The sequence below is a fragment of the Veillonella infantium genome (assembly GCF_002959895.1).
In the GTDB taxonomy this organism is placed as follows: Bacteria; Bacillota; Negativicutes; order Veillonellales; family Veillonellaceae; genus Veillonella; species Veillonella infantium.
Genome location: NZ_PPDD01000014.1, coordinates 106,390 through 120,980, shown reverse-complemented (window position 1 = coordinate 120,980; position 14,591 = coordinate 106,390). Strand labels below are relative to the sequence as shown.

General features: G+C 38.9%; 17 protein-coding genes. 3 read left to right on the top strand and 14 right to left on the bottom strand.

Annotation, left to right across the window (positions count from 1 at the left end; genetic code table 11):
• Positions 1 to 7: 7 nt before the first annotated feature.
• The 9 genes from VCHSUH03_RS09065 to ylxM all read right to left on the bottom strand — a co-directional run bounded on the left by VCHSUH03_RS09065 (position 8) and on the right by ylxM (position 5,772).
• On the bottom strand, positions 8 to 439 hold the full coding sequence (locus tag VCHSUH03_RS09065) for a DUF350 domain-containing protein (protein WP_009352625.1): 432 nt from the start codon (positions 437 to 439) through the stop codon (positions 8 to 10).
• A 36-nt stretch (positions 440 to 475) separates the two neighbouring features.
• Positions 476 to 1,543, bottom strand: coding sequence for a hypothetical protein (locus tag VCHSUH03_RS09060; protein ID WP_105094784.1), 1,068 nt, complete (start codon positions 1,541 to 1,543; stop codon positions 476 to 478).
• Between the two features lie 111 nt (positions 1,544 to 1,654).
• Entirely contained in the window at positions 1,655 to 2,485 is an 831-nt protein-coding gene (gene trmD, locus VCHSUH03_RS09055; protein WP_105094783.1) for a tRNA (guanosine(37)-N1)-methyltransferase TrmD, read from the bottom strand.
• Between the two features lie 118 nt (positions 2,486 to 2,603).
• Entirely contained in the window at positions 2,604 to 3,101 is a 498-nt protein-coding gene (rimM, locus tag VCHSUH03_RS09050) for a ribosome maturation factor RimM (protein WP_060924912.1), read from the bottom strand.
• Entirely contained in the window at positions 3,101 to 3,508 is a 408-nt protein-coding gene (locus tag VCHSUH03_RS09045; protein ID WP_105086221.1) for a YlqD family protein, read from the bottom strand. The genes rimM and VCHSUH03_RS09045 overlap by 1 nt, the downstream gene beginning before the upstream one ends.
• Positions 3,509 to 3,522: 14 nt before the next feature.
• A complete protein-coding gene (locus VCHSUH03_RS09040) occupies positions 3,523 to 3,750 on the bottom strand; it encodes a KH domain-containing protein (RefSeq protein ID WP_009352618.1) in 228 nt (75 codons plus the stop codon).
• Positions 3,751 to 3,771: 21 nt separating this feature from the next.
• Complete coding sequence (gene rpsP / locus VCHSUH03_RS09035; RefSeq protein WP_004695565.1) at positions 3,772 to 4,035, bottom strand: 30S ribosomal protein S16; 264 nt, start codon at positions 4,033 to 4,035, stop codon at positions 3,772 to 3,774.
• A 59-nt stretch (positions 4,036 to 4,094) separates the two neighbouring features.
• Positions 4,095 to 5,447, bottom strand: coding sequence for a signal recognition particle protein (gene ffh, locus VCHSUH03_RS09030; RefSeq protein ID WP_105094782.1), 1,353 nt, complete (start codon positions 5,445 to 5,447; stop codon positions 4,095 to 4,097).
• Complete coding sequence (gene ylxM / locus VCHSUH03_RS09025; protein ID WP_105094781.1) at positions 5,437 to 5,772, bottom strand: YlxM family DNA-binding protein; 336 nt, start codon at positions 5,770 to 5,772, stop codon at positions 5,437 to 5,439. The genes ffh and ylxM overlap by 11 nt, the downstream gene beginning before the upstream one ends.
• Before the next feature lie 189 nt (positions 5,773 to 5,961).
• Between ylxM and VCHSUH03_RS09020 the strand changes: the two genes are divergently transcribed.
• Positions 5,962 to 7,287 (top strand): FAD-containing oxidoreductase, encoded by a 1,326-nt coding sequence (locus VCHSUH03_RS09020; RefSeq protein WP_105094780.1) that lies wholly within the window; start codon positions 5,962 to 5,964, stop codon positions 7,285 to 7,287.
• A gap of 126 nt (positions 7,288 to 7,413) precedes the next feature.
• On the opposite strand, the gene VCHSUH03_RS09015 is transcribed toward VCHSUH03_RS09020, so the two are convergent.
• Positions 7,414 to 7,941 carry an ECF transporter S component gene (locus VCHSUH03_RS09015; protein WP_005383003.1) on the bottom strand — a complete coding sequence of 176 codons (528 nt, stop codon included), beginning with the start codon at positions 7,939 to 7,941 and terminating at the stop codon, positions 7,414 to 7,416.
• A gap of 198 nt (positions 7,942 to 8,139) precedes the next feature.
• Positions 8,140 to 10,314: a heavy metal translocating P-type ATPase gene (locus VCHSUH03_RS09010; RefSeq protein WP_105094779.1), complete on the bottom strand. Its 2,175-nt coding sequence runs from the start codon at positions 10,312 to 10,314 to the stop codon at positions 8,140 to 8,142.
• Between the two features lie 402 nt (positions 10,315 to 10,716).
• Here VCHSUH03_RS09010 and VCHSUH03_RS09005 point away from each other — a divergent pair, with 402 nt between their 5' ends.
• On the top strand, positions 10,717 to 11,370 hold the full coding sequence (locus VCHSUH03_RS09005) for a YigZ family protein (RefSeq protein ID WP_105094778.1): 654 nt from the start codon (positions 10,717 to 10,719) through the stop codon (positions 11,368 to 11,370).
• A gap of 21 nt (positions 11,371 to 11,391) precedes the next feature.
• Here the strand turns inward: VCHSUH03_RS09005 and VCHSUH03_RS09000 are convergent, their stop codons facing one another.
• Positions 11,392 to 11,580, bottom strand: a complete 189-nt coding sequence (locus tag VCHSUH03_RS09000) for a hypothetical protein (protein WP_105094777.1) — start codon at positions 11,578 to 11,580, stop codon at positions 11,392 to 11,394.
• Between the two features lie 195 nt (positions 11,581 to 11,775).
• Here VCHSUH03_RS09000 and VCHSUH03_RS08995 point away from each other — a divergent pair, with 195 nt between their 5' ends.
• Positions 11,776 to 12,666, top strand: a complete 891-nt coding sequence (locus VCHSUH03_RS08995; protein ID WP_105094776.1) for a LysR family transcriptional regulator — start codon at positions 11,776 to 11,778, stop codon at positions 12,664 to 12,666.
• 207 nt (positions 12,667 to 12,873) lie between these two features.
• On the opposite strand, the gene VCHSUH03_RS08990 is transcribed toward VCHSUH03_RS08995, so the two are convergent.
• Entirely contained in the window at positions 12,874 to 13,824 is a 951-nt protein-coding gene (locus VCHSUH03_RS08990; protein ID WP_105094775.1) for a dihydroorotate dehydrogenase, read from the bottom strand.
• Positions 13,824 to 14,591 carry a dihydroorotate dehydrogenase electron transfer subunit gene (locus VCHSUH03_RS08985; RefSeq protein WP_105094774.1) on the bottom strand — a complete coding sequence of 256 codons (768 nt, stop codon included), beginning with the start codon at positions 14,589 to 14,591 and terminating at the stop codon, positions 13,824 to 13,826. The genes VCHSUH03_RS08990 and VCHSUH03_RS08985 overlap by 1 nt, the downstream gene beginning before the upstream one ends.

Sequence of the window (14,591 nt, the reverse complement as noted above, 5' to 3'; positions counted from 1 at the left end):
CACTCCCTTAGTGCACAGCACCACTAACAACGAGAGCAAGACCTACAAAGATACCAAATACGAGAATACCAGCAGCTGTATTACCACGCATAATCTCTTCAGATAAATTATATTTACGATGCCATAGATTAATAAACATATAGCCTGTTACAAATAGTACAATACCAAGAATAGCATAAACAACACTTGCTACTACACCGTGCAATAAAGAAGTATCTGCTGTAGTAACTACAGGAGACATGATAACAGCACGCAATATTTCACCAATACCGATAAAGGAACCTGCAGATAGCCAAGCTACAGCACAGTTACCACGTTTGATTTCTTCACTAAATTTACCAGGTACAAAAAAATCAATAACAGTGTTCGCAGTTAACATTAAGAAAATCCCAAAACAAGCATAAAAAATCGTCAATAATACATCAGGAATAAAAATCATGATAAACCTCCTAATATAGTCCCTTTATATTCATAGTCATCGGTTAAACATATAAGCCTTGTCGGCTTCATTAAGATTGTCTACCTTAAGGAATTTATCGCGTCCCCCGCTATCTTTATAGCGAACCATATAGGCATAGGAATCAAGTACATGTGTCTTTCGCATTGTACTATTAATGAGCTCCTGTTCCTCTGGCGTCAACTTTCCTGGTTCACATACCTTAACGAGGGTTTGGCCATCTATGTTAGTAATAATATAGGCAGACTTAGCATCATAGAATACAATGACTTCACGACCTTCTTGTAAGCTCTCGCCTTCATTTTTAATATCTCCGTCTAAAGAATCGATTAAATCTAATGCTGTACTAACAGGATCTAAACTAGAAGTATATTCATTATCCGAATCCGTCTTAGTATAATAGACGGATGTATCATGCATATGCTCCTTTGCAGTATAAGGGAAGCCAAAGGTACCACGTATACCATGCCAAGAAAGATCAGAATCCCAACTAACAAGACACATTAAAAATAATGCGCCGCATCCAAGGGCCATAGCAACTCCTTCGAGTCGTTTTTTCAGACGTTCTTTACGTTTCTTTTTACGAATAGCGTCTGCTGCCGCATCATTACAAAGTTTAATATTTATCAAAGGAACTCTCGCCCCTTCAGCAAACATTTTTTCCCCTTTGAACCAATTTTCTTCAAAGAATACGCTAGCGCCCCCTTCACAGGGCAATTGGTACTCCTTATACCCAGCTCGATCACCTACAGACGCACCACTATCACCATCTACGGCTACAACCTTTTCTAAACCGATTTGATGTAATGTAAATCCTTTCGGTGCACGCTTACGATAGGATGTTCTAGATACAGTGCACCACTCATTATCATTGTACTCAATGGTAACCCATATTTTATCAGTTCCCTCAACAGCCTCTAGGCCATATTCATGCCAATAATCACCAGGAGACTTTTGCATAGACGGCTTAGCCTTATAGGCTTGTTCCTGATCAGCTTTTGGAATAATCTCATTATATTTAATTTTTTCAGTTATTACATAACGGCTGCCCTGAACCTCAAGGACATCGTAACAATTAAACTCCATAAACAACCTCGTTAGAGTAGCAATAACCTATATGCGTCTATACTACTCCCTCTCCTAAACGGGATTTAATGAAATTAAGCTTTAAATTAGCCTACATGTTCATAAATTATTTCATACTTCACCTGTATCTCTTTCAGACTCTTCAGTAATAATCTCTTTTAAAAGTTTAACTTCTTCTTTTGTTAATGGTCGTTCCAATAAATCAGGCCGCAATAATCGTGTCCGCTTTAAGGCTTCCTTTTGCCGCCATGCAGCAATGTTTTTATGATGACCGCTACGCAATACTTCAGGAACACCCCATCCTCTGAATTCTGGTGGCTTTGTATATTGAGGACATTCTAATAAAGGCTCATAAAAGGAATCTTCTTGGGCCCCACTAGCTGCGCCTAATACACCAGGAATCATACGAGCTACTGCATCGGCCACAACCATAGCGGGTAATTCACCGCCTGTTAGTACATAATCACCAATAGAAATAGTTTCATCTACTAAATGTTCCTCTACGCGATAATCTACGCCTTCATAATGACCACAAATGAGCACCAGTTGATCGTATGTCGCTAGTTCACGCGCTTTCTCTTGTGTAAAAGGTTGACCTGTAGGTCCCATAAAAATAACACGACGTCGTATACTTTCACTAGGATTACCAATAAGGCTCATTTCATCACACATTTCATCTGTAGAATAGGCGCTATTAATATCGCTATCATATTGAGCAATAACAGATTCTACCGCTTCAAAGATGGGAGGTGCCATCATAAGCATACCCGCACCGCCACCATACGGCGTATCATCTACTTGACCATGTTTATTATGACTAAAGTCCCGAGGGTTAGTTACACCCATAGATAAGCGTTCTGCTTCGATAGCCCGTTTTATGATGGAATGACTAAAAAAAGCATCAAAAAACTCAGGAAATAAAGATACGATATCGATACGCATAGACCGTCCTCTGTACTTATTAACTCATATTAACTCATTAGCATTATCTATATATAGCTATATTATATAACTTTTACCATAATATACCTATATGTAGATAAAAAAACCGCCTAAAGGATTATATCCATTCAGGCGGATCTACGATCATCAATTTATTTTCCACATCGATGTCTTTAACGACCTCTTCAATGGCTGCAAATAATTGATCTGGTTCCCCATCTTTGGAAACCACATAGACATCATTAGCACCCGGTTGCAACACATCGGTAACCGTACCAAGCACGTTACCCTTTGTATCTTGTACTTCAAGACCAATGATATCAAAGATGTAGTAGCGACCTTCTGGTAATTCTACCAAATCTTCACGACGTACTTGAATCTCTTTCTTAGCGAATAATTCAGCCGCGTTGCGATCGGGAATTTCCTTAAAGGATGCTAATACGAATTGTTTATGAAATCGAGCGGATGCAACGTGGTATTCTTTACCATCGATGTAACAGGCATCCATATGCATGAACCGTTCTGGAAAATCAGTTCTAGGCATAATACGAAGATCACCCCGCACGCCGTGCGGGGCGATGATAACACCTATTGTGATGAAATCGTTATGCTTCATTATTGACGAAACGCAACGATTTTACCGTCTTCTAATAGGATTTCAGCGCCCATCATGGCATCCAAATTATCCCCGATTTTAACGGTAACTGTTTGCTCTAATGTACCTTGAGGAATTTCAGTTCCTAAAGACAATTCTTGAGCATCTTTCAATTTAGCTGTTACTTCTTCTTTGAAAGCCAAGCGTTTATTTTTCTCTTCGTCGATTTGTTGACGAATTGCAGTAAGACTTGTTGCATCAACTTTAGCGGCATCAGCCAAAATACGTTGAGCTTGGAACTCAATTGCTTCCAAATCTTTATTCACCATATCAAGGCGAGTTTCAAGATCAGATACAATTTTCGCTTTCAAGTCTTCTGTTACTTTTGCTTTTACTGCTACAGGGACACGTAATGTCATTTCTTCCATTGGAATACTCCCTTTTAGACAATATCAACAGATATCTTTTTGTTCTCTTTAATAGCCGCCGCTTTCACCACAGCGCGAATCGCTTTCGCTATTCGTCCTTGCTTTCCGATGACTTTGCCCATATCCTCTGGGGCTACATGAAGTTCGTAAACTTCCATATTCCCCTTTTGGACCATGGTAACAGATACGGCATCAGGCTGCTTCACTAATGATTTCGCAATTAATGAAATTAATTCTATCATCACAGTATGCCTCTCTATTAATTACTTTTTAGCGTCAGCAAATTTTTGCATAACGCCTTGTTTTTTGAACAAGGAGCGAACAGTGTCAGTAGGCTGAGCACCTTTAGCTAACCAAGCCAAAGCTTTTTCTTCGTCTACATTAACGATAGCTGGTTGTTTAGTAGCATCATATTGACCAATTGTGTCAACAGGACGACCTTCACGTGGAGCACGTGCGTCAGCAACAACGATACGGTAGAAAGGAGCTTTTTTAGCACCTAAACGAGTCAAACGAATTTTTAACATGTGAAATTCACCTCCTTATACTGATGTGGGTGGACAGGTTCAGCGCCCCTGCCCATGTATTACATAAACGGTAATTTAGGCATTCCTGGGAAGCCGCCCTTACCGCCACGTAAACCTTGCATGCGCTTCATCATCTTCCGCGCTTCTTCAAATTGTTTCAACAAGCGATTAACGTCTTGTACTTGCGTACCAGACCCCATTGCAATACGCTTGCGGCGAGAACCATTAAGAATACTTGGGTTTTCTCGCTCTGCTGCCGTCATGGATGTAATGATGGCCTCAATACGGCGCACCTCTTTACTATTCAAATCGAGGTCTTTTAATTGATCCTTAATTTGACCCATACCTGGCAACATACCAATAATATTTTGTAATGGCCCTAACTTTCTCACTTGATTCATCTGTTTCAAGAAATCATCCAAGGTGAAATTGTTTTTCGCCATTTTCTTAGCCATTTCACGAGCTTCTTCTTCATCGATAGCGCCTTGAACATTTTCGATCAATGTTTTGAAATCGCCCAAGTCGAGAATACGAGAAGCCATACGGTCTGGATAGAATACATCGAAACCATCCATTTTTTCGCTCACACCAGTGAACTTGATTGGCAAACCTGTTACAGCTTTGATGGATAACGCAGCACCACCGCGCGCATCACCATCGAGTTTAGTAAGGATAACACCATCAACGCCTAATTTTTCATTAAATGTTTGTGCTGTTGTTACTGCATCTTGACCGATCATGGAGTCTACAACGAGTAGAATTTCATGAGGTCGAACAGCTGCTTTGATGTTGGACAACTCGTCCATGAGGACTTCGTCTATCGCCAAGCGACCAGCTGTATCGATGATAACAACATCTTTCAACATATGCGTACTTTGCTCTACGGCGCGGCGCGCAATGTCTACTGGATTAGCACCAGGTGTTTCATCAGCAAATACGGGAATGTCGATTTGCTTACCTACAACTTGCAATTGAGTAATCGCAGCTGGACGATATACGTCGGCAGCTACGAGCATTGGATGTTTACCTTGTTTGCGAAGATATACTGCCAATTTACCAGCTGTTGTGGTCTTACCAGCACCTTGTAAACCAACAAGCATAATAATTGTTGGTGGCTTGCTGGAAATCATGATGCGACTTTGTGTACCACCCAATAAAGCTGTTAACTCATCATTTACGATTTTAATAACCGTTTGTGCTGGATTCAAAGAACCGAATACCTCTTCACCGAGGGCCTTTTCCTTAATGGACTTCACAAAGTCCTTCGCAACCATAAAGTTAACGTCCGCTTCTAATAGTGCTGTACGTACTTGACGCAACGCAAGATTGACATCATCTTCAGTAATTTTGCCCTTCCCTTTCAAGGATTGAAAGGCTTCTTGCAGTTTTTCTGACAAGCTATCAAATGCCATAATATCCCTCCATTTGCGCCAATACTTTTTGTACCTTGGTTTCAGCTAACACCTCTTCAGGCAAGTTCTCTTTCAACTGTGAAAGCAAACCTTCACGTTGTTCATATTGTGCTACCAAGTGCAATTTTGATTCGTAATCATTTAAAATGTGTCGAGCACGCTGTAAGTTATCGTGTACAGCCTGTCGTGATACGCCTAATTCCTCAGCGATCTCGCCAAGAGACATATCATCTTCGTGATGAAGTTGTAAGGACATTCGTTGCTTGTCCGTCAATAATGGCCCATAGAAATCTAAGAGCAAACTGATAAGTACTCGTTCTTCCATTTCGCCACCTCCATCACTGTCAAGTCATATTACTTTACATATGGTACAGTATAAAAAAAGATGTGTCAAGTAGAAATACTTAACATCTAAATTATAGAGAATTATTTTCATATTTTACTTTTATATCTATTGTAATATGCTATAATAAACACATCTAATATTTTCAATATAAAAGATAGGAGGTATTTTATGAATACCAAACATTATGACCTTATCGTCCTAGGTTTCGGCAAAGCCGGTAAAACATTAGCCGCTAAATTTGGCTCCATGGGCAAATCTGTAGCTATGATCGAAGAAAACCCACTTATGTATGGTGGCACATGTATTAATATTGCATGTATCCCAACTAAAACGATGATTATAGCCGCATCAAAAGGCTTATCTTACGATCAAGTATTAAACCAACGCGAGGTAGTTACATCTCGTTTACGCAATAAAAACTTCGCTATGTTAGACACTAATGAACATGTCGATGTATATACTGGACATGGTGAATTCATTAGTAATAAAGAAATCGCCGTTACAGCTGGAGAAGATAAAATAGTTTTATCTAGTGATACTATCATTATTAACACTGGCGCTGTAGCGATCAAACCTAATATTAGTGGTATCGATACTGCAACAGGTTTCTATAATAGCACAGAAATTCAACAATTATTGCCTCAACCAAGTACACTAGGCGTTATCGGTGCTGGTCCTATCGGCCTTGAATTTGCTAGCTTATACGCTAAACTAGGTACAAAGGTAACAGTATTTAATATTGAATCTGGCATCTTAAAACGGGAGGAACCAATCGTACAAGAATTAGCTAACGAGTACTTGACTGAGCAAGGTATTACTATTCTTAACGATGTAACATTAAACTCTGTATCTAATGATGGCAATAAACCTGTTATTACTGCAAATGGTCAAAACTATACGTTTGATGCTGTTCTATATGCTACAGGTCGCAAACCAAATACAGCTAACATCGGTTTAGAACATACAGATATCACTACTAACGAACGTGGTGCTATCGTAGTGAATGATACGTGTGAAAGCTCCGTTTCTGGCGTATATGCAGTAGGCGATGTAAACGGTGGTCCTCAATTTACCTACATTTCTCTCGATGACTTCCGCATTGTATTTAGTGCTCTTACAGGTAATGGCCAATACACATTAAAAGATCGCAAAAATATTCCTTACACAACATTCTTAACACCTCCACTCGCTCGTGTTGGTCTTACAGAAGAAGATGCTATCAACAAAGGATATACAGTTAAAACTAAAGAAATGCTCGTAGCTACTATGCCAAGAGCTCATGTAAACGACTATTTAAAAGGTGCTTTTAAAATTGTAGTAAATGCAGATAACGATTTAATCCTTGGTGCTACACTTTATTCTCAAGGTGCTGAAGAGTTGATTAACCTCATAAAAATGGCTATGGATAACAACATTCCATATACATATTTTAAAAACCAAATCTTTACACACCCTACCATGGCAGAAAATTTAAATGATCTCTGTAATTTCTAGGTAAGAATAGTAACTACATAATCTAATATAATAAATAAAAGAGTCTCCCTTAACTGGAATACATAAGTTATGGGAGACTCTTTTATTTATGCCTAATGATTAATTTTGAATTATTAATTAATATATTTAGTTCTTTGTAAATAATCTACGTACTACCTTTTGTAGTTTTGGTGTCAATATAATAGCCACCACAATACCTGCAGCACTTGTAATCAAGGAGTATTGAATTTTGCTAGCTGCTACGGCTGCACTTTCAAGAACAAACCACCATGCTAAGAAATAGCCAAATGCAGTCCAAATTGTACCAATAATAAGAGCAATCAAAATGCGTGTAAAGGATGCTGTGGGCTTTGTAATGGATGGTGGCAAATAGCCTGCTGTCATACCGCCCACAATAAGGCCTGCAATACCTTTAATGAAGAAAGAGAATACAATGTATTGCGTATGTCCACCAAAGAGGTCAAATAATGCAGAACCAATAGCCGCACCTAAACCACCATATAAACCGCCAAAAAGAATGGATGACGTAAATAATGCAGCAGATCCTAAGTGAACCATGGCCCCACCTGGTATTTCAATGCGAATCGTTGTTGCTACTGCACATAAGGCAGCAATAAATCCAATATATACAATATCGCGCGTCTTTAATTTCATAATCTAGCTCCTCTCTTTTAGCTGAATAACTATATTTAGTATAACAAATCTCACTCAGTCTAAAAACACTAATTTCATAGGATTTAAATATATAGTCAGATTTAAAATAAAGCACCTATACCATGGTATAGGTGCTTTATAAACTTTAATCAACGCTATCAATTATTATATCTTATATGTTATACGATACAAGTTAAATTAAATCTTAGCTCGTTTCAAGCGAAGGGAGTTACCTACAACTGTTACAGAGCTAAATGCCATTGCTGTACCTGCAATCATAGGATTTAATGCACCGATAGCAGCCAATGGAATACCAATGCAGTTAAAGATCAATGCCCAGAATAGATTTTGTTTAATATTAGTCATAGTCTTACGACTGAGGCGTACTGCTTGTACTAGTGTGTGTAAATCATTTCTTACAAGAACGATATCTGCTGCCTCTACGGCAATATCTGTACCACTACCGATAGCAAAACCAATATCTGCAGTTACAAGAGCTGGTGCATCATTGATACCATCACCAACCATGCCCACTACGAGACCTTTATCTTGTAACTCTTTTACCTTGCTAGCCTTATCTTGAGGCAAGACTTCTGCAATAACGTGAGTAATACCTGCTTGTTTAGCAATATATTGAGCCGTACGTCGATTATCACCGGTAAGCATCCACACATCGATACCTTGAGACTGTAATTCTTTTACCACCTCAATAGTTTCTGGACGCAATTCATCCTCTACAGCCCATAATGCACTGATGACACCATCTACAGCGAGAACAGATACGGAAGCACCTTGTTCTTCAAAACGAAGAATATCGTCTTGAACTGCACTTAAATCGTAACCTAATTCAGACATCCAACGGCTATGACCAAGTTGTACAGATACGCCTTGGTATGCCCCTTGCAAACCTTTACCAGGTACATCACCAAAGCTTTCAAGTTCTACACCTTTACCTTTATAACCATGATCTTCACCATAGTAGACCATAGCCTTTGCAATCGGATGAGATGTGCCACTTTCAAGAGCCATCATAATAGACATATTTGTGCTTTCATCACCATTATAATTTTTGAAAGCCGTTACATCGAGAACACCTTGTGTAAGAGTGCCAGTTTTATCCATAACGATAGCATCGAGTTTACCAGCTTTTTCAAGATATTCCGCACTCTTGATGAGAACACCATGCTCCGCACCTAAGCCAGAGCCTACCATAATAGATGTTGGTGTAGCGAGACCAAGGGCACAAGGACAAGCGATAACAAGCACTGCTGTAGCATTAATGAGAGCTACATTAACAGAATCGCCTACAATAAAATACCATACAAGACCAGTCAATATAGCGAGACCAATAACGGTAGGCACAAAATATTGAGCAACGATATCTGCAATACGTTGAATACTTGCTTTAGAGGTTTGTGCCTCTTCTACAACCTTGATGATTTGAGATAGCATTGTATCGGACCCAATGCGTTTCGCTTCCATCGTGAAAGCACCACTCAAGTTAATAGTCGCCCCAATTACCTCGGATCCTACTTGTTTTTCTACAGGCAAGCTTTCACCGGTAAGCATAGCTTCGTCTACAGTAGAATAACCTTCAGTAATAGTACCATCTACTGGAATTTTTTCACCGGCCCGAACTTGTAAGATATCACCAGTTACAACCTTAGATGTAGGAATATCTACAAACTCACCATTGCGCAACACATGAGCCGTTGCAGGTTGTAAGGCAATTAATTTTTGAAGTGCCTCAGATGTACGCCCCTTAGCAATTTCTTCTAAGAGTTTGCCAAGAAGGATGAATGTAATGAGCCATGCAGAGGTTTCAAAGTAAATACCATGAGGACCAAGTTCTGGATGGAACTGCCAGTTATAAATACTGAATAGATAAGCAACAGTCGTACCCATTACAACGAGAACATCCATGGTAAGGGCACCATTCTTCACCGCACTCCACGCACTCTTATAGAACATAAGGCCCGGACCGAACTGAGCAATGGTAGCAAGAATGAACTCTACCCATACTGGCAAGGCTTCAATACCGAATCGATGGAGCGTCATATTCACCATCATAGGCACAGCCATACAAGCTGCAACTATTAATCGGATAATATGAGGCTTTAAATTTACTTTTTCTATTTCTTGTTTTGTTTCATCTGCCTCTGCAGCACCGAAACCAATATTTGTAATGACATCGATAATTTGTTGTGGTTCTACAGTAGAACCGTCTTTATATTCAACGCTTCCCTTACGAGTGAGTAGATTAACCTTTACAGTTTCTACGCCATCAATCTTAGAAACAACGTTTTCAACGCGCTTTACACAAGCAGCACAGTGCATACCAGTAATATCAAACTCTTGTTTCTTCTTGCTCATCATATCACTTCTTTCTACCAGAATCTTCAAAGATATATGTTCCTATATATCTATATAAGTTAGAAACTTATATATCCATATAAGTTAGAAACTTATATATCCATATAAGTTAGAAACTTATAGTTACATATCATAACATCGTTAACAGAATAGTATTAATAGTATTTAAATATTTGAATACCTATCTATTAATATATGAACAATTACATAAGTACTCATTCATGCGTCTATAATCAATAATAACATAAATTATCATTACGTCAATATCCTACTAAATCTAGAGGACTATTCCTTTTTCATAGGGGAGTTAACATGTCCCCACCTATACACAACATTCATAAATAGATTATAATAAAGTGATGATGAATAAACATAAACTTTGATTCTAAAGGAGGTGAATATATGTCTGAATCAATAAGTCCTACAGTAGAATTTACTTCGGTAGCGAAGGAATTTCGCCATGAATATGTTGTTGAGAAGTCACGTTTTATCACAACTGTATGCCCTTGTTCTACGGAAGAGGAAGCGCAGACTTTTATTGGTCGTATCAACAAAGAATTTTGGGATGCACGTCATAATTGTACAGCCTTTGCATTAGGACCAAAACAAGAGCAACAACGCTCTTCTGACAATGGTGAACCATCTGGTACAGCCGGTAAACCTATGTTAGAAGTACTCAAAAAAACAGGTATTACCAATGTGGCCGTCGTAGTAACGCGCTATTTTGGAGGTATTAAGCTAGGCGCAGGTGGTTTGATTCGTGCATATTCACACTCCGTTGCAGAAACCTTACGTCTTGCTCCTAAAGAACTACACACAACACGAACTCAGTTGCAGGCTACCATCGATTATTCCATGTATGGAGCTATAGAAAGATATGTGCAAGATCAAAAACTACATTATGAAGCAAGTTTTGACGAACATGTAGATATTACTATTTTAGTACCTCCTACTGATGTAGAACGCATACAAAAAGAGCTCCAAGACATGAGTCATGGAGCTGCTACTTGTACTATATTAGATTCTATTGAAGTGGTGCTATCGCTAGAACAATAATCTTACTGACACGCACATTAATTAGTTATCACTATGGACTAATCCACTTATGCCTTGACTTAGTTCGTGACGTTTTTCATTAGTCAATGGATGAGGCCATACGCGTTCTAGTTGTTTTTTACGGCTAAGACCTGTATTATGTGCAGTCATTAATCTACGTGCTTCCCAGTTACGAATTGCTTTACTTAATGTTCTTTTTACTACGCCCATGATAGTACCTACTTTCTTAATCACTATATTATATAAAAATTTGTGATAAGGATAGAAAGTTTATTTTAAACACATTATTCTTTCTCTTTCCTTGATAACTATAGTATATATACCATTTTATTAAATGTGAAATTACTATTACTTAGTTCGTTATAAATTTTATTTATCTTATTTTGTGTATAATAGGGAGATTCTATGGATACATCTTACTACCACAATTTTATTACCCTCGTTCAAACGGGCAATATGACACAGGCCGCAGAGATTCTTCATATTACACAACCAGCTTTAAGTAAACAATTAAAATACTTAGAAGCTGAATTTGGGGCTCAACTCATCAATATCAAGCGCGGTCAACGAGGATCGAACTTACAACTTACTGATGCAGGTAAAATCTTCTACGAAAAAGCCCAACAACTATGTTCTATTGAAGAATCTACGTATAATGCGGTACATCAGTTAAATTCACGCATTGAAGGTACGTTGAGAATCGCTACCTCTGCATCTCGTTCCACACCAATCGTACAACAATATTTACCAGCCTTTTCCATGAAATATCCATCAGTTCACTTTGAAATCTATGAAGGACTGATGACGAATGTGGTTAATCAACTGATTAATGGCAATGCTGAGCTAGGAATTGCCAACATCCAAATGGTAGACACTGACAAATTTGATATTCTTCTCACACAAGAAGAACACTTATATGCTATCTTCCGTCGTGATGTATTCTGGATAGACCGTGAACATGATACAATCACTTGGGATGATATAAAAAAATGCCCATTATCCCTCTCCGGCGGTTCTGTGCGAATGATTATGCAATCTAGCCTGACAGATATGGATCAACTCAATGCCGTTGCTATCACTACAACTAAGAGTTCTGCCATCGAATGGGCATCTTCTGGTAGAACTGTCTCTTTAGTACCTATGGATGGTAAAGAGCTTATTAACCATCGTAAAATGGCCCGCATTAAATTACCAGAATTCTCTGGAGATTTCAAAAAAGCATTTATTACCCTCAAAGGACATGCTTTATCTCCGGTAGCACAGCAATTTATTGATTTCTATAAAGCATATGTATAATTAAAGTTCTACATATGATTACTATTATGATATCAACAGTTTCCACGATTGGTACCTACCCTATGTTATATACCAATACAATACATAAGAAAAGACCTAGTACATTATGTACTAGGTCTTTTCTTTATCATCTTAATATGTATGGTAAGCCATCTAAGCTGCACAAGTAAACTTTTAGTCGTTACATTTACTAGATACAAACTATTACTACCCTTGATGTACAGCACCTACTATATCAGTAATATTGTTTAGATTATATTGTTCCACATAATCGCCCATTTCACGAGCAATACGAGAAATCGCCGTTGGATCTACCATTGTAGCAACCCCAACTTGGACTGCTTGTGCACCAGCCATCATAAATTCAATAGCATCAGTGCCTGTCATAATGCCACCAAGGCCCATAATAGGAATGTTGACCCCTTTATACACTTGGTGCACCATGCGAAGTGCAACCGGTTTAACAGCTGGCCCAGATAAACCACCATAAATATTACCCAATACAGGTTTACGACGATGGATATCGATAGCCATACCAAGAATGGTATTAATGAGACTGACCCCATCACCGCCACCAGCTTCTACAGCCTTTGCGATTTCCACAATATCCGTAACATTTGGTGAAAGTTTTACAATAACGGGCTTATCTGTTACTTTACGAACCGATTTTGTTACCTGTTCTACTACCTTTGGATCTATACCAAAAGCCATGCCTTCACATTCTACATTTGGACAAGATACGTTAACCTCTAGGCCTGCAATACCATCTACGGATAAAGTCTCTGCCATCCACGCAAATTCATCAATTGTGCCTGCAGACATATTAGCTAATAATGGTACATCGTATTTCTTGAGTTCCGGCAAAATATCTGTCACAAAATGTTCTGCCCCTGGATTTTCAAGTCCAATACAGTTTAATACACCAGATGGTGTTTCTGCAATACGAGTGCCGGGATTACCATGACGACCTTTAGGAGTTAATCCTTTTACAGAAATAGCACCTACTTCATTACTAAGGTCTAAATAACCAGCATACTCAGGACCATTACCAAAGGTACCAGACGCAGCGATAATAGGATTTTTCATCTTAATCCCGCAATAATCTACAGCAAGCTTTGGATTAGGCGTAACGGTGTTATTTAAATCGCGTTCACTCATTAAAAGAACACCTCCTCAGCTGGGAATACAGGACCATCTTTACAAACTTTATAACGTTTGCCACCAGCACCATCACAAGCGCAGCCTAAACAACCGCCTGTACCACATCCCATGCGTTCTTCAAGAGATACTTGGCATGGTACATTGAGCTCTTTAGCAACTTGTGCGACACCCTTCATCATCGGTGTAGGACCACAAGTCATAACAGATGTGAACGTATTAGCGTTAATAAGTTCTGGCATAATCGCTGTAGGGAAACCTTTTGTACCTACGCTACCATCATCAGTAGTGATATGCACCTCTACAGGCGTATCTTTGAATAAGTCTGCCCAGAAGGTTTCACTTTCATTTCTAAAGCCCAAAATAACTTGTGCTTCTTCACCGTTTTGCAAGTGAGACGCTATGCATAGCATCGGTGCAATACCAACACCACCACCAACAAGTAGCATATTATTAGATGTTACAAATGGTTCACCTAAAGGTCCTAAACAATCTAATGTATCACCAGGCACGAGATGTGTCATAATTTCAGTTCCCTTGCCTACGACGCGATACAAAAGGGTAATAGTCCCCTTTTGTACATCGAATCCAGCATAGCTAATAGGGCGACGCAATAATGGCGCCGTAGAGTTCGCTACGCGAACATTACAAAACTGTCCTACCTTTGCTTCTGCTGCCTGTTTTGGTGCGTGAATATCCATAATCCACACATCAGAGCCTATTTGCTCATTGCGAACGACTTCGCCCTGTTCTACATAGCCACTCAT

Bases quoted from the DNA above. Each gene is read 5' to 3' on its own strand.
- VCHSUH03_RS09040 (WP_009352618.1), bottom strand. From the start codon at position 3,750: ATGATAGAATTAATTTCATTAATTGCGAAATCATTAGTGAAGCAGCCT.
- VCHSUH03_RS09020 (WP_105094780.1), top strand. From the start codon at position 5,962: ATGAATACCAAACATTATGACCTTATCGTCCTAGGTTTCGGCAAAGCC.
- VCHSUH03_RS08990 (WP_105094775.1), bottom strand. From the start codon at position 13,824: ATGAGTGAACGCGATTTAAATAACACCGTTACGCCTAATCCAAAGCTT.
- rpsP (WP_004695565.1), bottom strand. From the start codon at position 4,035: ATGTTAAAAATTCGTTTGACTCGTTTAGGTGCTAAAAAAGCTCCTTTC.
- VCHSUH03_RS08985 (WP_105094774.1), bottom strand. From the start codon at position 14,591: ATGAGTGGCTATGTAGAACAGGGCGAAGTCGTTCGCAATGAGCAAATA.
- VCHSUH03_RS08995 (WP_105094776.1), top strand. From the start codon at position 11,776: ATGGATACATCTTACTACCACAATTTTATTACCCTCGTTCAAACGGGC.
- VCHSUH03_RS09015 (WP_005383003.1), bottom strand. From the start codon at position 7,941: ATGAAATTAAAGACGCGCGATATTGTATATATTGGATTTATTGCTGCC.
- VCHSUH03_RS09000 (WP_105094777.1), bottom strand. From the start codon at position 11,580: ATGGGCGTAGTAAAAAGAACATTAAGTAAAGCAATTCGTAACTGGGAA.
- ylxM (WP_105094781.1), bottom strand. From the start codon at position 5,772: ATGGAAGAACGAGTACTTATCAGTTTGCTCTTAGATTTCTATGGGCCA.
- rimM (WP_060924912.1), bottom strand. From the start codon at position 3,101: ATGAAGCATAACGATTTCATCACAATAGGTGTTATCATCGCCCCGCAC.
- VCHSUH03_RS09005 (WP_105094778.1), top strand. From the start codon at position 10,717: ATGTCTGAATCAATAAGTCCTACAGTAGAATTTACTTCGGTAGCGAAG.
- trmD (WP_105094783.1), bottom strand. From the start codon at position 2,485: ATGCGTATCGATATCGTATCTTTATTTCCTGAGTTTTTTGATGCTTTT.
- VCHSUH03_RS09010 (WP_105094779.1), bottom strand. From the start codon at position 10,314: ATGAGCAAGAAGAAACAAGAGTTTGATATTACTGGTATGCACTGTGCT.
- VCHSUH03_RS09060 (WP_105094784.1), bottom strand. From the start codon at position 1,543: ATGGAGTTTAATTGTTACGATGTCCTTGAGGTTCAGGGCAGCCGTTAT.
- VCHSUH03_RS09045 (WP_105086221.1), bottom strand. From the start codon at position 3,508: ATGGAAGAAATGACATTACGTGTCCCTGTAGCAGTAAAAGCAAAAGTA.
- VCHSUH03_RS09065 (WP_009352625.1), bottom strand. From the start codon at position 439: ATGATTTTTATTCCTGATGTATTATTGACGATTTTTTATGCTTGTTTT.
- ffh (WP_105094782.1), bottom strand. From the start codon at position 5,447: ATGGCATTTGATAGCTTGTCAGAAAAACTGCAAGAAGCCTTTCAATCC.